The organism is Cohnella sp. CFH 77786, from assembly GCF_019400745.1.
Lineage (GTDB): Bacteria > Bacillota > Bacilli > Paenibacillales > Paenibacillaceae > Cohnella.
Genome location: NZ_WJIB01000016.1, coordinates 1 through 21,314, shown reverse-complemented (window position 1 = coordinate 21,314; position 21,314 = coordinate 1). Strand labels below are relative to the sequence as shown.

The following is a 21,314-nucleotide window of genomic DNA, read 5'->3' as shown; positions in this document are numbered from 1 at the left end:
GCCGGAGAGGCACTAATCAGGCGGAAAGCTGGTGAGGGGAGCGAAATAGTGCCGGAGAGGCACTAATCAGGCGGAAAGCCGGTGAGGGGAGCGAAATAGTGCCGGAGAGGCACTAATCAGGTGGAAAGCTGGTGAGGGGAGCGAAATAGTGGCGGAGAGGCACTAATCAGGTGGAAAGCTGGTGAGGGGAGCGAAATAGTGGCGGAGAGGCACTAATCAGGTGGAAAGTCGGTGCTGAGGGCGAATTGAAAACAAGAAAAGCCCCGTTCTCGGGGCTTTCCGCATTATGATACCGCGACTTCCAGCAGTTCCGTCCACTTGGCCTGCATCGTTTCGATGCCGACGCGTTTCACGAAGGCGTGGAACGACTCGCCTGCCTGACGCGATTCTTTGTAGTACTCGATCAACTGCTTCAGCTTATCCGCGACTTCGTCGCCCTTCACACGGCCCTTAAGCGCGGTGTTATAAGTCGCGCCCGGCCCGAGGGTACCGCCGACGGCGATGTCGAACGCGTCGACCATGCCCTCCGGCGTTTTGACCAGCGAGCCCTGAAGGCCGATGTCCGCCACGTGCTTCTGCCCGCAGCTGTTCGGGCATCCGATGAAGTGGATGCGCACCGGTTCGTCCAGCTGGACATGCTCGTCCAGGTACTGGGCGACGCGGCGGGCGCGCTCCTTCGTTTCGACGATGGCGAGGTTGCAGAACTCATTGCCCGTGCAGGAAACGGTCCGGCTCATGAAGCGGTTCGGATTCGGCGTCAGGCGCTGCAGCACGGGAGCCGTGAGCAGTTCCTCCACCTTGTCGTCGGGCACGCCCGTCAGAATGAGGTTCTGCGAAACGGTCGTGCGGATTTTGCCGTCGCCGTAACGGTCGGCAAGATCAGCCAGCTGCTCGAACTCGTCGCTGTTCGTCCGGCCGACCGGCACGTTCAGCCCGACGTAATTCAGGCCGGCTTGCTTCTGCGGATGAACCCCGTCGAAGTAAGCGGCGTTCCAGCCGATCGTGCGGTCTTCGCCGCGCGGCTCCATGGGGCCGATCAGCTCGGTCAGCTTCTCCTGGAATTTCTCCACGCCCCACTCGGCGACGAGGAACTTGAGGCGCGCATAGTGGCGTTTTTCGCGGTAGCCGTAGTCGCGGAAAACCGTCGTCACGCCGGCCGCCACCTTCACCACTTCTTCCGGACGCACGAACATGTCGAGCTGTTTGCCCAGGTGCGGTTTGGCGGACAGGCCGCCGCCGACCAAGACGTGGAAGCCGACGACTTCTTGGCCGCCGATGATCTTCGTGGCCGGCGTAAACGCCAGGCACTGGATCTCCGCGTTGGAGCTGTTATAAATATTGGAGGAAAGGGAAATTTTATATTTCCGGGGGAGGTTGGAGAAGTCCCGGTTGCCCAGGAAGAAACGCTCCAACTCCTCGACGAGCGGCGCCGTGTCCATCAGCTCGTGCGGATCGATGCCGGACAGCGGATTGCCGACGATCGTGCGGGGACAGTCGCCGCAAGCTTCGATCGCGGACATGCCGACCGATTCCAGACGGCGGAAAATTTCCGGCATTTGCTCGATCGTCAGCCAGTGGTATTGGATGGCTTGCCGGGTCGTTACGTCGACCAGTCCTCGCCCGTAGTCGCGTCCGATCGCCGCGAGCTCGCGGGCTTGCGCGCTGGTGAGAATGCCGCCGGGAATCCGGACGCGCATCATGAAACGTCCGTCGTTCGGCTTCTGCTGGTACACGCCTGCCCATTTGAACAGGTTGAAGTCGTCCTCCGGAATCGAAGCGAAGCCTTCCACGGAGTACTTCTCCACGATATCGCGGATGATGTCCAGACCGTCTTTCTCGATTTTCTTGAACTCGAATTTATTCAGCTTCTCCGGATCCTTCATCCAGACGGCTTCATAGGCCATGGGTTCAAATCTCCCCTCATCGGAACGAACGGGAAACCGTACAATTCCGACTGATTTTGTAAGATATATGTTGATAAGCCGATATCTATTATACCTGATGCTTCAACGGGATGGGACAAACCGACTTATAAAAATAATTGATGCGTTCCCCAAGCTTGGCTTATCGTTCGGAACCGCGAGGGGATCTGTGACAAAGTTGTTACGGCGGCAACTTCGGACTTGCAACGCGGTCGCCCAAAAGCTAACATAGATGAAAGATGGGTAGGTATGCGATCCCGGATAACATCGATTTCCTGAAGGAGGTCCCACCATGTACCTGGCGGAGCAAGCGGCAGAGTCGGCCAGCACTTTCCAAACGTTCGACATCTTCATGGTGCTGTTCACGATCTTGATCGCGATCGGCTTGGTGAGATTGCTGCTGCAGCGGCCTCGCAAAAATTTGTTCGCCATCGGATTTGCCGCGGTTTCCTTGATCATCTTCTTGGTCGCGGATGCCAAGATGATCAGCGGCTGGTAACAAACGAATACATGGACGAAACGGGCCAGGGAGCCGCAAGCTCTCCGGTCCGTTTTTTTGTGTTTCCCGCTTTCATGTCCCCAAGAACGGTCTTCAATCCTATTCCTCTATTCCCGATAAAAGAGACATATGTTAGAGTAAGAGAATACTTCGATTAGCAATTTTTACCGGATGGGAGAGACGTGGATTGCCTACGAAAAATCGCCGAAGGGTCGCCGCCGTTGCTTTGCTGACTTTGCTGCTGTCCGCAGGAAGCACGGTGTCCGCCGCCACCGCCGTATCGGGCGGGGTTTCCCTCGATGCGAAATTGATTAACGGAGAAGTGTACGTGAAAGCTTCCTCGTTGGTCGCCGAGCTGGGAGGGACCGGCTCTTACGACAAAGCTTCCAAGAAGTACGTGTACAGCCCGGGATCCGCCGTTCCCGCGGTCGTGAAGAAGGTCTCGCCTTCGGTCGTCGCGATTATCGGCAAGCCCGACGACGAGAATGCGGACAACCGGTTCTCGCTGGCCCACGGCACCGGCGTCATCGTGAAGAATGACGGATGGATCGTCACGAACGCGCACGTCGTCAAGGACATGAAGCGGATCGTCGTGGTGACCGCCGACGGCAAGGAATACGAGGGCACGCGCAAGCAAATGGACGTAACGAGCGATCTGGCGCTCGTGAAAATAAGCGCGACGGGGCTGAAGGCGGCAACGTTCGCGCCGGCCCCCCTGAAGGTGCAGGTAGGGGAGCCGGTCATCGCCATCGGAACGCCGGTGTCCTTCTCGCTGAGGAACACGGCGACCGTCGGGGTCTTAAGCGGCATGAATCGCTCGGTATCGTCCGATTACAATCTGCTGCAGACCGACGCGGCGATCAATCCGGGCAACAGCGGAGGCCCGCTCGTCAATCTCTCAGGCGAAATCATCGGCATCAACTCGATGAAATTCGTAGACGTCGACATCGACAGCATGGGGTTCGCGATTCCGGCGGATACCGTGCAGTACGTGCTGAATCATTTCTACAAATACGGCAAAGTGATGCGGCCGTCCCTCGGAGTGGAGCTGGAGGAAAGCTGGTCGGCGGTCGTCGGCCTCCCGACGGACGAGCCGATGACGGTCACCGCGGTAACGTCCGAGGAAGCCTCGGATGCGGGCATCTCCGTCGGGGATCAGCTGTATGCCGTCGCAGGCAAGCAAGTGTCCACCACCGTGGAAGTGAACGAGCTCCTTAAGGCCTATTTGCCGGGCCAGACCGTGGACGTGACGCTGCTTACGTCGGACGGCGAGCTTGCCACCCGCAAATTGAAATTGACCGCCAGCTTGGCTCAATAAGCGAGCCGAGACATCGAAAGGAGCCATTCTCCCTTGAAAAGCAAAATCGTATCCGTCCTGCTTATTCTCTCCATGATCCTGGCTTTCTCCGCTCCGGCTTATGCGGAGCAGGCTGCCGAGCAGAAGCTGGAAATCCGGATCAAAGCCGGCAGCACGCAAATGAAAGTGAACGGTCAAGCCGTGAAAATCACTGCGCCTTACGCCGCGAACGGAACGACGATGGTTCCGATGGCCGTCTTCACCAAGGGCCTCGGAGCCAAGCTCACGCCCAAGGACAAGCAGATTACCTTGGTCCTGGGCAAACACACGGTCGTCCTGACGACCGGCAGCAAATCGGCGACGGCCGACGGGAAGAAGCTGACGCTTGCCGCCGCCCCGGTCGTCAAGAGCGGCTTGGCCTTCGCGCCCGTCAAGGTCGCCGAATCGCTCGGCGCGAAGGTGAAGGTCGACGCCTCCACCAAGGAAACGGTCATCACGGCGACCGTCGCCGCCGCCGGGAACGCCTCCGGCGGCTCCGCCATCGACTCCGACGCGGGCAAATCCAAAATCGGCGACAGCTACTACCAATGGTCGATCAACTATCCGACGGGCCTCGTGCAGGACTTCCAGTCCGACGAGGGCGACTCGCTGATTTTCCGGGACGTGAAGAACGAGTATTATCTCGGCATCTTCGTCGAGCAGGCCAAGGACGCATTAACTTCCGAAGATATCCGCGACAAGCTGTACGACTATTTCGACGATGGGGATAAAGTCGTCGACAAGCAGACCGTAAACGGCTCCGGCGGGTTGTCTTACGAGAAAATGACGACCAAAAACACCGACGGATTCTATTACGAATTCCGCGGATATCAAGCCAACGGCAATTTCTACGCGGTCATTTTCGGCAAGAAAGCGGCGAGCATGTCGGAATTGAGACGGAATACCGGCATCCTGGACAGCTTCAAGCCTGCATACGACAAAAACGACAAAACCCTGAAAAACGTAGCCAAAATTCTAAGCGATACGAAAACTTTGAAGAATGAGGACTACGGATTAAGCCTGACGCTTCCGAAGGAGTGGAGCGTGGATAAGGAAGCGAGCAAGCCTTGGTTCTACACGGATGACGCTTATCTGTACCTGGACGTCTCTTCTCTTGTCCAGGGAGATACGGTGGATGCCTGGATCGACCGCAAAATGAAACGGTACGAGGATTACTTCGCCGCGGCTTACCGCAAGGCGCCGGAGGTAAGCGGCGTAACCTGGAACGGCATCCCGGCCAAAATGGTGAAGCTGTCCTATTCCCAGGATACCAAGACTTGGTGGGAAGAGTACGAGATTTTCGCCGTGAAAGGCAACTACCGTTATTACACGGAGTTCGCCTATGCGGAGAAGAAAAAGCCCGAATACGGGGCGCTGATCCATTCCCTCCTTCAGTCGATGAAGGTCGATTTCAAGACGGTTGAAGGCAACTTCGGCAACATCCCCGACGAATCCGACATGCAAGACTACTCGGCGACCGTAACCAAAACGAACGAGGAATGGGACTTCGGCGTGACCGTTCCGAAACATTGGAGCGAGGACGACAGCGACTCGGATGAGGGAATCGTCAACTACTATTTCCCGGGCGGAAGCATGACGGTCATGGTATTCGAGGAAATGTCCGATCCCCAAGCGATCGCCGAACAGATCCGCAAAGAGGCTCTGAAAAGCCTCGAGAATACCGAAAACGTCAAAATCGTGGAAGACACGAAGGTCACCTTCGCCGGGGAATCCGCGATCAAACTCATCGTCGAAGATTCCCGCAACCAGACGAGATCTCCTAACTTGCAGTTAGCCTACATCCTCGTGCATCAAGGCAATGTTTACCTCGTCGAAGGCGATTATAACTTGGCCAATGCAACGGACTTCGTCAAGAACCAGCTGGATGCGGCGTTGAATTCCTTCAAGTTCACGAACTGAAACGGAAGAACCGGAGATTTCGCGAATCCGTAGCGCAACCGCCCGGAACGGGGTCGTAAGACCTTGTGCCGGGCGGTTTCCCTTTCCATGGCCCCTTGTGTACTCGTTTGGTATACTAAGGGGTATCGATGCCGCGCGAAAGCGGCACTTGGAGGTTATAGACGATGACAGACATGGCCGCGACGCGGCGTGAAGATATGGAGCTGCTGGCCCCGGCCGGAGACTGGGAATGCCTGCGCGCAGCCGTCGCGAACGGGGCGGACGCGGTCTTCTTCGGAGTCGAGAAGTTCAATGCGCGGGCCCGGGCCCACAATTTCAAGACGGACGAGCTCCCGGAGGTCATGAAGTTCCTGCACCGCTACGGGGTGAAGGGCTTTCTGACGTTCAACATCCTCGTGTTCGAGGATGAGCTGCCGGAGGCGAAACGGGTGATCGAGGCGTGCATCGACGCCGGCGTGGATGCCGTGATCGTGCAGGACCTCGGCCTGGTGAAGATGATCCGCGAGATTTCGCCGGACTTCCCGATCCACGGGTCGACCCAAATGACGATCACGTCCCCGGAGGCCGTCGAATTCGTCAAGCCTTGGGGATTGGAACGGGTCGTACTGGGACGCGAGAACAACCTGAAGCAAATCCGCCAAATCGGCGAGCAGGCGAAGCTCCCGATGGAAGTGTTCGTGCACGGGGCTCTCTGCGTGTCGTACTCCGGCCAATGCCTGACCTCCGAAATGTGGGGCGGCCGCTCCGCGAACCGGGGGGAATGCGCCCAAGCGTGCCGGCTGCCCTACGATCTCATCGTAGACGGCGTCCAGAAGCCGATGGGAGATGTCGCGTATCTCCTGTCGCCGAAGGATTTGGCCGCCGTCGAATTGGTTCCGGAATTGATCGAAGCGGGCGTGACCTCGTTCAAGATCGAGGGCCGGCTGAAGAGCCCGGAATACGTGGCGAACGTGGTCGGCAAGTATCGCAAGGCGATCGACAAATATTTCGCCGGCGACGAATCCGATCCGAGCCGCGAAGAGATGCGGGAGCTGCAGCAGAGCTTCTCCCGGGGGTTTACGCACGGCTTCCTGGAGGGAACGAACAACAAGCAGCTCGTCGAAGGCACGTTCCCCAAGAGCCGGGGCGTGTATCTCGGCCGGGTAGAGAAGGTGTTGCGTGACGCGGTCCTCTGCCGGCTGGATGCCCCGCTCAAGCGCGGGGACGGCATCGTCTTCGACGCCGGCGACCCGACGAAGAAGGAAGAGGGCGGCCGCGTGTACGATATCCGCCGGGGCGGCGTCAAGCTGGAGGGAGAGGCGCCCGAAGGCGACCGGATCGAAATCGTCTGCGGGCGCAACGACGTCGACCTGAGCCGGGTGCATGAAGGCGACCGGATCTGGAAGACGAGCGATCCGGCGCTGGACCGACGCCTGCGCGGCACGTTCGAGACGGATAAGCCTTACCGGACGTTCGGCGTGGCGGTATCGGTTTTCGGTCAAGAAGGGCTGCCGCTCCGTACGATCTGGACGGATCTGGCGAAGGGCACGACCGTGGCGGTCGAGTCGGACATGCCGCTGGAACGAGCCGAGAAGCGGCCTCTCGGGTATGAGATCCTCAGCGAGCAGCTGGGGCGTCTGGGCGGCACGTTGTTCCATCTGGAACGGCTGGAAGTGACCCTGAAAGGGGACGTCATCGTACCGATGCGGGAGCTCAACCGCATGCGCCGGGAAGCCGCGGAACAGCTCGACCGGCTGCGGGAGCAGCCTCCGGTGTACGTGAAGCGGGACATCGACGAGTACGCGGACTCCGGGACGCCGGCGGGGCGCCCGTCGCCGCAAGACGTCAGCCTGACCGTGCTGTGCCGCAACCTGGAGCAGGTGCAAGCGGCCGTGAAGACGGATGCGGCGATGATCTACGCCGACTTCGAGTTCATCAAGCAATTTCCGGACGCCATCGCCGTCTGCCGCGAGGCCGGCAAGCCGATCGCGCTTGCGACGCCGCGGATCCACATGCCGGGCGAGAACGGCTACCACCGGAACATTCTGAAGCTGCGGCCCGACGCCGTGCTCGTTCGCAATACGGGCGCGCTCTATTTCTATTTGAAGGAGCGCATGAATCACCCGGATGCGGAGCATCCGCAGCTGATCGGCGATTTCTCGCTCAACGCGGCCAATCACAAGACGGTAAACCTGTTCCGCGAAGCGGGTCTCGACCGGGTAACGCCGTCCTATGATTTGAATATCCAGCAGATGGTCGACTTGCTCGGCCGGACGGATACGTCCCGGCTGGAAGTGGTCATCCATCAGCACATGCCGATGTTCCATACGGAGCATTGCGTCTACTGCACGTTCCTGAGCGAAGGGACCGACTACACCAACTGCGGGCGCCCTTGCGAGGAACACCGCGCGTCCCTGCAGGACCGGATCGGCATGTCCCATCCCGTTCGCGTCGACGAAGGCTGCCGGAATACCGTCTACAACGCCATCGAGCAATCCGGCTCGGAATATTTGGACACGTTCCTGGAGCTGGGAGTCCGTTCGTACCGGGTCGAATTCCTGGAGGAGAACGCGGACAAAGTCCGGGAGGTATTGACGCTGTACCGTTCCGCCTTCGAAGGGCGGATCGGCGGTCCCGAAGTATGGCGCAAGCTGAAGGCGATCAACCAGCTCGGAGTCACCCGGGGACAATTGGTGAAGAAGTAAAGCAAACGCAAACGGATAGGAAACCGGGATTCAGCCGGATGCCCTATCCGTTTTTGATTGCGTGCGGGTCCGAATCCGGGCCCCTCCGAGCGCCCCGTTCTCCCAAAGCACCCGCTCAACCTTTTCCATTTGTTCTCCCCGCATGCGACCATCAAGACCACCTCGGACGTTACTTTTGGGATCCCCGCCCTCGAGAAAGCTGCCGGAGGCGGAAATTTACACACCGTGTCATCGGATACGGAATTTTACATCCCGTTGACTCAATCCGGCATATCCGCGATCATCCGCGTGTTAGGATCGGATAAAAAACACGACCGGAGGTGCGGTTGATGAAAATCGCCGTGGCGGGTATGGGGGTTGCCGGGCTTGCGATGGCGGCCGGATTCGCGGAGTTGGGCCATACGGTCCGGTGCGCGGACATCGATACGGGAGTAACCGCGCAACTGGCCGAAGGGAATGTGCCCTACGTTGAACCGGATCTCGAGGACCTTGTCCTTCGCAATTTGGAAGCCGGAAGACTGATCGTCGGAGCCGGGCTGGAGACGCTGCTGTCGGAATCGGAGATCGTGTTTATCGCGATGGAAGCCGCTGCCGACGCATATGGCGAGATGCAGCTGGCGTCGCTGTGGTCCTTGGCCGATCGTCTTGCGCCGTGGCCGGATCCGACCGGACAGGCCAAGATCGTGGCCGTCACTTGCGCGGTCCCGGTCGGCACGTCGGAGCGGCTCGAGTCGCGGCTTCGCGCGAGGCTGCCGGCGGCTTGCCGGGTGGAGGCCGTCTCCGTTCCGGAGTTCCTGGGAGAGGGTACGGCGGTGCGCGACTTCTTCGAGCAGCCGCGCATCGTGATCGGAGCCTCGTCGGAAGAGGCGTTCGCGCGGCTCGGGAGTTTGTACGGCCGGCTGGAAGGAGCCGTCGTGATGACGGACCGGCGCAGCGCGGAACTGACGAAGCTTGCCGGCAGCGCGTATTTGGCCGTGAAGCTGTCGTTCGCGGGCGAACTCGCATCGCTCGCGGAGCAGACCGGGGCGGACTATCCCGACGTGGCGAGGCTGCTGGGCATGGACCCGCGCATCGCGCCTTTCGCCCCGGGCGCCGGCCTCGGGTTCGGCGGATACGGGTTGACGCGGGATACGCGGGTGCTGGTGCGGCTGGCCGAAGACGCCGGCGCTCCGCAGACGCTCGCCTCCGCCGCGCTCCGGAGCAACGCGTTGCAGCCCTTGCGGATGGTACGGAAGCTGGAGGCGGCGCTGTCGGATCCCGCCCGCCGCAAGGTGGCCTTGCTCGGCCTCGCTTCGGCTCCGGGCACCGACGGCTTGAACGAAGCCCCGTCGGTCCGCCTCGCGGCGGAACTGCTCCGCCGGCATCCCGGCATCACGCTGACGGCGTACGATCCCGTCATCGGGCCGGCCGGCCGCCGATCGTTGCCAAGACAGGTGCGGCTATGCGGATCGGCGGAAGAGGCGCTCGCCGGCGCGGACGCGGCCGTGGTCGTCACGGATTGGCCGGAATTCCGCGGGATTCGCGCCGAGCACTTTAAGAAGTGGATGAATCGTCCTATAATATTGGATGGGAGAAACGCGCTCGATTGCGCAGCGCTGAACGCGCAAGGCGTGATTTGCATCGGGACGGGCCGCCTGCCGGCCGTTCCCCCCGATTCCAACCGGCTGCCCGACAGAACGGTCGCGGTTCGCCAACCTTAGGAGGATCATCCGTCCATGAGAATACGCAAGGCCATCATCCCCGCGGCCGGTCTCGGTACCCGATTTCTGCCCGCGACCAAAGCGATGCCCAAAGAAATGCTCCCGATCATCGACAAACCGGCGATCCAATACATCGTGGAGGAAGCGGTCGAATCCGGCATCGAAGACATTCTCATCGTGACGGGTAAAGGCAAACGGTCCATCGAGGACCACTTTGACAGCTACTACGAGCTGGAGCAGATTTTGGGACGGCAAGGCAAGGTGGAGCTGCTGTCCGAAGTGCGCAAAGCCACCGAGCTTACGGACATCCACTATATTCGGCAAAAGGAGCCCAAAGGTCTCGGGCACGCGATTTGGTGCGCGCGCAAGTTCATCGGGGACGAGCCGTTCGCCGTCCTGCTTGGCGACGACATCGTGCAATCGGAGGTTCCCTGCCTGAAGCAGATGATGGACGTGTACGACCGGGTGCAGGGATCCGTTCTGGCGGTGCAGAAGGTTTCGGACGAGGAAGTGTCGCGTTACGGCATCGTCGATCCCGGAGCTTCGGACGGAGGGGGAGGCGTGCTCGAAGTCCGGGGCTTGGTCGAGAAGCCTCCAACGGGATTGGCGCCGTCTAATGTCGCGATCATGGGAAGATACATTCTGACGCCGGCGATTTTCGATTTGCTGGAGACGCAGCATTCGGGGGCCGGCGGGGAAATCCAACTGACGGACGCGATTTCGAGACTGCTGCTGCACGAGCCGGTGTATGCCTACCAGTTTGAAGGCATGAGATACGATACCGGGGAGAAGCTCGGGTATTTAAAGACCATCATCGATTTCGCGCTGGAACGCCCGGATCTGAAAGACGCGGTCCGGAGCTACTTGAGGGAGAAGTTGAAGGAATCATAATTTGGTAGGAAGAGCGTAAAGCATACGCCGCTTGTCACCCGTTATGGGGGCAGGCGGCGTTTATGGTTTGGAAGGCGGGGAGAAATATAATGGCTGTGCGCCACTAATTGGTTGGCAGTTGCATGATCGACCGAAAATGGCTGTGCGCCACTAATTGGTTGGCAGTCGCATGATCGACCGAAATAGTGTCTGTGCGCAACTATTTTGCCGGCAGTCGCGTAGATCAACCGAAATAATGGCTGTGCGCCACTATTCTGCCGGCAGTCGCATAGATCAACCGAAATAATGGCTGTGCGCCACTATTTGGCTGGCAGTCGCATAGATCAACCGAAATAATGTCTGTGCGCCACTATTTGGCTGGCAGTCGCGTAGATCAACCGAAATAATGTCTGTGCGCCACTATGCTGCTAGCAGTCGCATAGATCAACCGAAATAGTGTCTGTGCGCCACTATGCTGCTGGCAGTCGCATAGATCAACCGAAATAATGTCTGTGCGCCACTATTTGGCTGGCAGTCGCGTAGATCAACCGAAATAATGTCTGTGCGCCACTATTCTGCTAGCAGTCGCATTGGATCAACCGAAATAATGTCTGTGCGCCACTATTTGGCTGGCAGTCGCATAGATCAACCGAAATAATGTCTGTGCGCCACTATTTGGCTGGCAGTCGTGTAGATCAACCGAAATAATGTCTGTGCGCCACTATTCTGCTGGCAGTCGCATAGATCAACCGAAATAATGTCTGTGCGCCACTATTTGGCTGGCAGTCGCGTAGATCAACCGAAATAATGGCTGTGCGCCACTATTCTGCTAGCAGTCGCGTAGATCAACCGAAATAATGTCTGTGCGCCACTATTCTGCTGGCAGTCGCATGGATCAACCGAAATAGTGTCTGTGCGCCACTATTTTCACGGAAGTCGCAGAGATCGACCGAGAGGACTGCTCGCCAAGCTGCGCCTGCCATGCCGAGGAACGCGTTCTCCGGCTTGGAAGAACCGCCGAATTCCTGTAGACTAGGGGTAAACGACAGGCGGAGACTTCATGGTTCCCTCGTTCTATAAAGGCTGGAGACATGTGTTCAAACTCGATCCGGACCGGGAAATCGGCGACGCGGCGCTGGAGGCGGCCTGCCTCTCGGGCACGGATGCCATTCTCGTCGGCGGGTCGACCGGACTTACGTTCGACAATACGGTGGAGCTGCTTTCGAGGATCCGCCGGTATGAGCTTCCGTGCGCGCTCGAATTGTCCGATCCGTCGGTCGGCGTGCCGGGCTTCGACGGCTACTTCGTCCCGATGGTGCTGAACAGCGCGCGGCCGGAGTGGATCATCGGGCATCACGCCGCTGCCCTGCGGGATTACGGGCATTTGCTTCCCTGGGAATCGGTCGTCGGAGAAGCGTATCTGGTGCTCAATCCGGCTTCGGACGTCGCCCGGGTGACGGAAGCGAGGGCGGATATAGGGGCCGGGGATGCGGTCGCGTTCAGCCAGGTGGCGGACAGGCTGTGGAACGTGCCCGTTCTCTACGTGGAGTACAGCGGGGCGTTCGGCGACATGGAATGGGTGCGCCGGATCCGCGCGGGGCTGAGGCAGGCCCGTTTGTTTTACGGAGGCGGCATCGACGGGCCCGATAAGGCGCGCGAAGCGGCGGAGGCGGCCGATACGGTCGTCGTCGGGAACGTCATCTACTCCGACCTGCAAGCGGCGCTCGAGACGGTTCATGCCGTGAAAGGTTTTCATCATCAATAAACTATTCCTTCGAAAGATCGTTCCGGGAAAGAGGGCGGTTTTTCGGAGTTCGGAGGATGGCTCTGCATGTTTTTCGAACAAGTCCCCTATGAAGAAGGCATCGACATAGACTCGGCGATAGGCAAACTGAACCCGCGCCAGCGGGAGGCGGCAGTGACCACATCCGGTCCTTTGCTGATCATGGCGGGAGCGGGCAGCGGCAAAACCCGCGTGCTGACCCACCGGATCGCCTACCTGATCGCCAAACGGATCGCGGCGCCCTGGAGCATCCTCGCGATCACGTTTACCAACAAAGCGGCGCGGGAAATGCAGGAGAGGGTCTCGAAGCTGGTCGGCCCTTCCGGCAAGGATATTTGGGTGAGCACGTTCCACTCCATGTGCGTCCGCATCCTGCGCAAGGATATCGAGCGGATCGGTTACGGCTCCAATTTCAGCATTTTGGACTCGACCGACCAGTTGTCCGTCATTCGCAACGTGATGAAGGACCAGAACATCGACACGAAGAAATTCGAGCCGAAGGCCGTGCAGGCATCGATCAGCGCCGCGAAGAACGAATTGTTGACGCCGGAGCAGTACGAGCAGCGGCAAGGGGATTATTTTCAGACGATCGTCGCGAAGGTTTACAAGCAGTACCAGCGAAGGCTCAAAAGCAACAACTCGCTCGACTTCGACGACCTCATCATGCAGACGATCCAGCTGTTCCAAGACGTCCCCGAAGTGCTGGCCTTTTACCAGAACAAATTCCGTTATCTCCACGTGGACGAATACCAGGATACGAACCGGGCGCAGTACATGCTCTGCCGCATGCTGGCCGCCCAGCACCACAACATCTGCGTCGTAGGGGACAGCGACCAATCGATTTATCGCTGGCGGGGCGCGGACATCACGAACATCCTCAATTTCGAGAAGGATTATCCGGAAGCGAAGACGATCCTGCTCGAGCAGAACTACCGTTCCACCTCCACGATTCTCGACGCGGCCAATGCGGTGATCCGGAACAACTTGGGCCGCAAATCCAAGAACTTGTGGACGGACAAGGACGGCGGGGACAAAATTATCGTGTACCAAGGCGATTCGGAGCACGAGGAAGGGTACTTCGTCGCCGGGGAAATCCGCAAAAACCGCCAGAACGGACGGCGCTACGGCGACCACGCGATTCTGTATCGGACGAACGCGCAGTCCCGGGTCATCGAGGAAATTCTGATCAAATCGGAAATCCCGTACCAGATCGTCGGCGGCATCAAGTTCTACGACCGCAAGGAAATCAAGGACATTCTCGCGTATTTGCGGCTCATCTCCAATCCGGACGACGACATCAGCTTCGAGCGGATCGTGAACGTTCCGAAGCGGGGGGTCGGGGATACGACCGTGGCGAGGCTGCAGGAGGAAGCGCAGCGGTACGGCATTTCGACGTACCGGCTGCTGAGCGAGAGCCTGCACGAGATCGACGTCACCTCCCGGGCGCGGACGGCGCTGTACGAATTCAAGGACTTGATCGCGAACTTGAGCGCGATGGTCGAATTCCTCTCGGTGACGGAACTTACGGAAAAAATGCTGGAGATGACGGGGTACCGGCTGGAGCTGCAGCGGGAGAATACGATCGAATCGAAATCCCGGCTGGAGAACATCGACGAGTTCTTGTCCGTCACGCAGGAATTCGAGAAGCGCAGCGACGACAAATCGCTCGTGGCTTTCCTGACCGACCTCGCGCTGATCGCCGACATCGATTCGATGGACGACGAGGAGGACGAGGGGGCCGGGGACGCGGTCGTGCTCATGACGATGCACAGCGCCAAGGGGTTGGAGTTTCCGGTCGTGTTCATCGTCGGCATGGAGGAGGGAGTGTTTCCGGGGAACCGGGCGTTCCAAGACAACGAGGAGATGGAGGAGGAGCGGCGCCTCGCTTACGTCGGCATCACGCGGGCGGAACAGAAGCTGTATTTGACCTGTGCCCGCATGCGCCTCTTATACGGCCGGACGAACAGCAACGCGCCGTCCCGGTTTCTGGGGGAAATCCCGGACGGGCTGAAGGAATCGGCTTCCTCGGGCGGACGTCTCGGGTCCTACGGCGGATTCGCGCACCGGCTCGGGGGCGGCGGCTTCGGCGCGCGTCCGTCCGCGGGGGCGGGCTTCGGCTCCGCGGGAACCGCAGGCGCATCGGCCGCGGCCAGACCCGCGCCGGCAGCGGCGGCGAAACCCGCCGGCAGCGGGGACGGGCTCAGCGTCGCCGCCGGGGACAAGGTCCAGCACGCCAAATGGGGCATCGGCACGGTGGTCGCCGTCAAGGGCTCGGGCAACGACATGGAGCTGAACATCGCTTTCCCCGCTCCGATCGGCGTCAAACGTCTGCTCGCGGCGTTCGCGCCGGTGACGAAAGTGCAGTAATCTCCTATTTCGAAGAGGAAGAGAGGCCGGTAAACCGATGACGGAACCGATGGACCGCATGCGTGAGCTGGTTGCGCAATTGAACGTCTATGCCCGCCAGTATTACACGGAGGACAGCCCGACGATCAGCGACAAGGAGTACGACGAGCTCTACGACGAGCTGACCCGTCTGGAGCGGGAGACCGGCACGGCGCTGCCGGATTCCCCGACCCGCCGGGTCGGCGGGGACATTCTGAAGGGCTTCGAGCCGTACCGGCACCGCGCGAGGCTGTGGAGTCTCGACAAGGCTCAGAACATGGACGACCTGTCCGCATGGGCGGCGAGGGCGGGGCGGCTCATCGCCGATTATAACGCCAAGCATCCCGAGAGCCCGCTCCCGGATCCGGAGTTCGTGCTGGAGCTGAAATTCGACGGGCTGACGCTGAACCTCACCTACGAGAACGGTGAACTTGTCCAGGCCGCGACGAGGGGCAACGGCGAGGTGGGGGAAGGCATTCTCGCCCAGGTCCGCACGATCCGCTCCGTTCCGTTGACGATCGGTTTCACGGAGGGGACGATCGAGGTGCAGGGCGAGGGCATCATGCGGCTGTCGGTTCTCGAAGCGTACAACCGGAAGGCGGCGGAGCCGCTCAAGAACGCGCGGAACGCCGCGGCGGGCGCGCTTCGCAACCTCGATCCCAAGGTTACCGCATCCCGCAAGCTGGACGCCTTCTTCTATAACGTGGGGTACGCGGACGGCATTTCATTTTCCAATCACATGGAGATGTTGGCGTTCCTTCGCGAGAACGGCTTTCCGGTCAATCCTTACGCCAAGGCGTTCTCCTCGATTCAGGAATTGGAAGCCGAGCTCGGGCGGATCGCCTCCGAACGGGGAAGTCTCGATTACCTGATCGACGGGGCGGTCGTGAAAATCGCCGACATGCGCACCCGCGAGGCGCTTGGCTATACGGACAAATTCCCGCGGTGGGCGGTCGCCTTCAAATTCGAAGCGGAAGAGACGACGACGGTGCTGGAATCCGTCTCCTGGGAGGTCGGCCGTACGGGCAAAATCACGCCGCTCGCCCGCGTCGAGCCGGTCGAGCTGGCCGGCGTGACGGTGCAGAACTGCACGCTCAACAACATCGGGGATATCGAACGCAAAAACTTGATGCATGCCCTCGGCACCCGCGTGTTCATCCGGCGCTCCAACGACGTCATCCCGGAAATTCTGGGCAAGGCGGACGAAGAGGAAGGCGGAACGATCGAAACTCCGGAACGCTGTCCGGGCTGCGGTTCTCCGCTCGAGATGAGGGGCGCCCATCTGTTCTGCAACAACAAGCTGGGATGCAAACCTCAGATCGTCGGACGGATTACGCATTTCGCTTCCCGGGACTGCATGGATATCGAGACGTTCAGCGGCAAAACGGCGGAGCAGCTCTACGACGAGCTTGGCGTTCGCGATCCGGCTGATCTGTACGGGCTGACCTTGGACCAATTGCGGGGCTTGAACCGTTTCGGGGAGAAGAAAGCCGCGAACCTGCTCGAGGCGATCGAGAAGTCCAAGTCCCGGGAACTGGCGGCGTTCCTCAACGCGCTGGGCATCCCCAATACCGGCAAAGCGACGGCCAAAATGCTGGCAGACCATTACGGCGACCTGGACAAGCTAATGGCCGCCGATGCGGAAGAGCTTGTCGCGCTGCCGGACGTCGGCGGAATCGTCGCGGAGAGCATCGCGGGATTTTTCCGCGATCCGCTCATGCTGGACAGCATCGCCCGGATGCGGGCGGCCGGCGTGAAGGCCGAAGCCGCGCGGCCGGCCGCGGCCGCGGCGGATGCGAGCCATCCGCTGTACGGCAAGACGGTCGTGCTGACCGGGACGCTTACGCGGATGGGAAGGGACGAGGCGAGCAAACGGCTCGAAGCGCTCGGCGCCAAAGTATCGGGAAGCGTCTCGAAGAAGACCGATCTGGTCATCGCCGGAGAGAGCGCGGGCAGCAAGCTGGCCAAAGCCCGGGAGCTCGGCGTGCCGGTGCTCGAGGACGAAGATGAGCTGCTCCGCTTGCTGGGAATGGCGGAGTAGCTTAGGCAACGGATTGAAGGACCCGAATCTCGCTTATCGTGCGCGGAGACTCGGGTCCTTTTTTTCTTTTACTCATATTGGGTGTTAGTGCCTGTCGTGTTAGAAAACTTGCTCCTCACACAAGAAGCCGGTCTTACCGACTTAACTTGGCCCATACCTCCCGTGCCGCACTTTAAACCGGTCTGACCGACTGACTTGGTCCCCCGCCACCCGTGCTCGCACTTTAAGCCGGTCACACCGACTTAACTTGTTCTACGGCTGTTCAATTGATATACAACACTTTTGCCAAGCGGCTGTCCGATGGATCCCCCATCTAGATCGGTAACTCGATTTGTTCCGGCTGTCGGAATACGGTACGTAACTTTTTCCGTTCATTTCCGTCTAATTTGCGGTTGGACCAAATATTTACATTCGATCGGTGGAGGTCGTCTTCCGGAATGAAAAGAAGCGGCTCACGCAAGAAGCTGGGAATCCTATTGGCCATAACGATCTTATCGGCCGGATGCGAGACGGGCGAAGGCACCGGCGTCATGCCGACGGCTTCCGCCCTGACGGTCGCGATGCCGCCGAAGGATTCGCCGCAGGCCGTCACGGCAACTGCCAAAGACCCACCCCGGCATTTGACATGGGAACGGATCAAGCAGGAATGGCGGCAGGCGCTTACGCGGGATGATTTCCGGGATCGATTCGGAGCGCCGACGGAATCCGGCGAGACCTATATCGCAATGAACGGAAACACCCGGGCTGTCGATCAGGACATCTATGTTGACGGAGATGCCAGGCTCGTCGTCCAATGGTCGAAAAGCGGGCAGCTGCTCTACGCCGTTTTTTACGACCGGGACGCCGCCGGGGTACGCCGGAGTTTCCTGCCCGCCATCGGCGACATGCCGGCATCGTCGTCGGAGGATAATGCCATTGCGCCCGGCAACGGAATCTTCCTCGATCAACCGGCGAGACTCTACCGCAGCACGAATGCCTATGAGTGGCGGGAAGGCATAAGAGCCGTGTACTCCTTTTCCGTTGATGTCCGGAAGAAGTACAAGGTCGTGACGCTTTCGGACGATTTTGCAGAGGTGCAGGATGAATCCGGGTACGGCGGGTGGGTGCCGGTGTGGTACTTGACTCCTGCTGCAGCTCGTGCAGAGGAGATCGAGCCGCTGGTGTTAAAAGTCGAATCGGAAGCGCAGATCAGGTGGTATCCCGGATCCAATGGCGTTGCCGTTTCGGCGGTAAAGGGCGACACCCTGTACGCATACGTAAAGTACGGGGATTGGTACGGCGTCGCGGTACCGGACGGGGGAAGGAAAGACCGTCGGTTCGGACTTTTGTGGGTGCGCAAGGATGATGTCGCATCAGGAGGCCAAGCGCCGGCTTGGTTCGCACACGCATCGCCAGGCGAAGGAGCAGTGCCGTCTATCGCCGCAGCCGTACGCAGCTTACTTGTACCCGGCGTGTCCCAGGGGAGCGTTCGGAAAATTTTCGGCCCGCCTTCCTTCGTGGAATCATCGGAAAACGTAGCACAGTACGATGGGAAAGTCCGGAGCCTGCCTTTGTGGCGGTATGAAGCGGATGGCATGGAACTTGTTATCGCATGGACGGAAACGGGTACGCTTCGTTACGTCCTCTATCGCGAAGCTTCCGGAACGACAGTTCAGATCGGGTGGTCCGGGGTGTTTCCCATTCAAGATTCGCTCGTACCTTCGCTTCCCGTCCGGTGGGATTGGCGATTCCGCTCCGAGCTCGCTTACAACTTCCTGCTCGACAAGATCGGCAGCGTCCTGCTCGTCGCTGGGGAAGACGGGGGATTCAGCGGCATGCACATGAACTCGAACGTCTATGCGCTCGACTCCGTGACCGGCCGCGAAATCTGGAAGTACGACTTCGGCCCGGAGATGCATGCGTATGGCCTATCCACAGATCAAAGCCGAATCGTCTTCCTGAAACGCTTCATGAAGGAGGATCGTCCCGTGTATCAATTCCGCGCTATTCGGACGGATTCGGGCCGAAAGCTGTGGGAGAAAAAACTGGATGACGGCTACGATGTAGCGACGTTTGCGGTGGCGGGTAACGTCGCGGCTGCGATCCGGTACGAAGCGGGCGTCGAAGCGGACATGGAAACCTTCCGTTACTTGGAGGCGTGGAGTCTGAAAACGGGAACGCGGCTGTGGCGGATCAAAGTACCGGCCCGTTCCGATCTGATCCGTGACGAGGGCAAGCGGAACGTATTGCTCGTTCAGACGGAGAGGGGCTCGGATAATCCCTTGGGCGCCTTCCTTACGGCTTACGATCCCCGAACCGGCAAGCCGCTATGGCGCAAGGAAGAACGCTGGACCGCAAGCGATCGGAACCTGACGGACCGTACCCGAAATGCTGAACGAGCCGGGCAAATTTGGACGCAGACCGCCGATCGATTGATTCTGGCGGAGGCGGCTTCCGGCACCGACAAGCTGCGGCTGCCGATTGATGACCACACCCATTACGATATCATCGACGGTCGGTATGCTTTTCTTCATCGGTCATCGTCGCCGTCGCATCCGATCGCCTACTTGGGCGATGAGCCGCTCGAGAGTACTTTGATCGAGCTTCGCACCGGCAAAAAACGGTTCACGGTAGAAGGAAGGGCCGAATTCGGCAGCATCGACGGAGACGTGCTCTACTACAGGCTGGGTGGAAAGGCGATGGCTTACGATTTGCGCAAGGGCGTTCAAAGGTGGGGGGCAACCGGCGATTCGGCCGGCGGGAATCCCATCGGTGGGCCGACCGTCAAGTTCGGCGGTAAGCGGATCGGAGCTTTCCCGACTTTAGGGAGCGTATACGTCTTGGACGACTCGACGGGCAAAGCGCTTAAGCGGCTTTCGGACATCCGTATCGGCTATTACGACTTTACGTCCGAATCGCTGCTCCAGGGGTATTTGAGCGTGATTGAAGGTAAGCTGTACGTCGGTTCGTCGAACGGCTTCTTCGGCAAGGTTTCGGTGCTTTCGTGAAAACCTTCGGAATAGATCCAGTTTTCGCGAGCTAAAGGACATTATCCCGGACGGTAGCATATCGACTTTGCAGGTGCATGGAGGTACTATCATGTTCCGCTGCAAGGAATCTGTCGAGTCGATCTCCGCTCTAGGCATAGGGTGGCCTGCATCCTTGATCATCTGTGCTGCCGAGGTCCGTTTTCCACAATCTCAGGTTTTCCACGCCGAACAGCACCGACCAGGAGCCCTTGACGGAGGAGGAAAATCGGATGATGACGATGATGGTCGGGGATCGATCGAGAGGTTCGTGAGAAGCAGGCATCGCGGCAAATGAAGCCGGGGAGGAATCGGTTTGGACGATCTCGTTCTCCAAAAAATGCTGGGAATGGCGGATGCGCATTTTCGGGATGATGAGTGCAGAGAGTTATTGCGGATCTGTATCCTGGACAAGGCAGGGGAGCACTCGGTTTGGTCGGGGCTTACCTTAAACGTCCATTATATGCCCGTCGGAGGAGTTCCCGCCGATCTGGCAATATGACGCGGGAGAGATCGACTCGGAGCGTTTTTGCGTACGAGAAAGGAATGTTTGGAGTACATCCGGGATTCCGGTATTGCGAAGTGATCCGGGTTCGTCATGCCCAACGGCCGAAGAGCTTCTGCGTTCCCTGCCTGAGCTTTCTCCTTGGAAGGAACGCTTCCGGGAAACCGCGTTTAAGTGAAGTGCAACCGATGGACGAACAAGGCGGTTCCAGCGGCAGCGAGCAGAATGACCGTGGATCTGTACCCCAATGTTTTTCCATTTTTTATGTATTGCATTAGAGTTTCCGTTTATGGTACATTGATGTTCCGCCCACGAGAGGCGGCGGCGAATAAAGCCGATCGGCGAGATGTCGAAGAAGTTGCCTGAAAATGGTTGTTGACTTCGAGGGCAGAAGCTGATAAAGTTAATTGCTGTCGGCGCTGCCGGCAAGCAAGATCGAGCGAGGCTGACGAAGCCAAGCGAATTGCTCCTTGAAAACTGAACATCGAGCGTAATACGGATTCGAACTTCGGTTCGAAAAACCAGCTTTAACTTTTGAGCCATCTGGCTCTTCAATAAGGTTTACCTTTATGGAGAGTTTGATCCTGGCTCAGGACGAACGCTGGCGGCGTGCCTAATACATGCAAGTCGAGCGGAGTTGTGAGAGAGCTTGCTCTCGAGCAGC

General features: G+C 59.3%; 12 protein-coding genes and 1 rRNA gene. 12 read left to right on the top strand and 1 reads right to left on the bottom strand.

What is annotated here, in order from left to right:
- Positions 1-284 precede the first annotated feature (284 nt).
- Positions 285-1,904 (bottom strand): nitrite/sulfite reductase, encoded by a 1,620-nt coding sequence (locus GE107_RS20620; RefSeq protein WP_219642254.1) that lies wholly within the window; start codon positions 1,902-1,904, stop codon positions 285-287.
- A gap of 310 nt (positions 1,905-2,214) precedes the next feature.
- On the opposite strand from GE107_RS20620, the gene GE107_RS20615 reads away from it, so the two are divergent.
- The 12 genes from GE107_RS20615 to GE107_RS20560 form a co-directional block, all read left to right on the top strand.
- Positions 2,215-2,421: a DUF2759 family protein gene (locus GE107_RS20615; protein WP_219642251.1), complete on the top strand. Its 207-nt coding sequence runs from the start codon at positions 2,215-2,217 to the stop codon at positions 2,419-2,421.
- Between the two features lie 187 nt (positions 2,422-2,608).
- Positions 2,609-3,739 carry a S1C family serine protease gene (locus tag GE107_RS20610; protein WP_219642247.1) on the top strand — a complete coding sequence of 377 codons (1,131 nt, stop codon included), beginning with the start codon at positions 2,609-2,611 and terminating at the stop codon, positions 3,737-3,739.
- 33 nt (positions 3,740-3,772) lie between these two features.
- Complete coding sequence (locus GE107_RS20605; protein WP_219642244.1) at positions 3,773-5,677, top strand: copper amine oxidase N-terminal domain-containing protein; 1,905 nt, start codon at positions 3,773-3,775, stop codon at positions 5,675-5,677.
- 164 nt (positions 5,678-5,841) lie between these two features.
- Positions 5,842-8,361, top strand: coding sequence for a U32 family peptidase (locus tag GE107_RS20600; protein WP_219642241.1), 2,520 nt, complete (start codon positions 5,842-5,844; stop codon positions 8,359-8,361).
- Positions 8,362-8,690: 329 nt separating this feature from the next.
- Entirely contained in the window at positions 8,691-10,061 is a 1,371-nt protein-coding gene (locus GE107_RS20595; RefSeq protein ID WP_219642239.1) for a UDP-glucose dehydrogenase family protein, read from the top strand.
- A gap of 15 nt (positions 10,062-10,076) precedes the next feature.
- Positions 10,077-10,952: a UTP--glucose-1-phosphate uridylyltransferase GalU gene (galU, locus tag GE107_RS20590; RefSeq protein WP_219642236.1), complete on the top strand. Its 876-nt coding sequence runs from the start codon at positions 10,077-10,079 to the stop codon at positions 10,950-10,952.
- Positions 10,953-11,991: 1,039 nt separating this feature from the next.
- A complete protein-coding gene (gene pcrB, locus GE107_RS20585; protein WP_219642234.1) occupies positions 11,992-12,696 on the top strand; it encodes a heptaprenylglyceryl phosphate synthase in 705 nt (234 codons plus the stop codon).
- A 66-nt stretch (positions 12,697-12,762) separates the two neighbouring features.
- Positions 12,763-15,081 (top strand): DNA helicase PcrA, encoded by a 2,319-nt coding sequence (pcrA, locus tag GE107_RS20580; protein WP_219642231.1) that lies wholly within the window; start codon positions 12,763-12,765, stop codon positions 15,079-15,081.
- 37 nt (positions 15,082-15,118) lie between these two features.
- Complete coding sequence (gene ligA / locus GE107_RS20575; RefSeq protein WP_219642229.1) at positions 15,119-17,140, top strand: NAD-dependent DNA ligase LigA; 2,022 nt, start codon at positions 15,119-15,121, stop codon at positions 17,138-17,140.
- 437 nt (positions 17,141-17,577) lie between these two features.
- Positions 17,578-20,127: an outer membrane protein assembly factor BamB family protein gene (locus GE107_RS20570; protein WP_219642226.1), complete on the top strand. Its 2,550-nt coding sequence runs from the start codon at positions 17,578-17,580 to the stop codon at positions 20,125-20,127.
- Positions 20,128-20,461: 334 nt separating this feature from the next.
- The gene (locus tag GE107_RS20565; RefSeq protein ID WP_219642224.1) at positions 20,462-20,647 is read left to right on the top strand and encodes a hypothetical protein; all 186 of its coding nucleotides are present in this window, start codon (positions 20,462-20,464) and stop codon (positions 20,645-20,647) included.
- Between the two features lie 569 nt (positions 20,648-21,216).
- Positions 21,217-21,314 (top strand): 16S ribosomal RNA (locus GE107_RS20560); the annotation flags it as partial.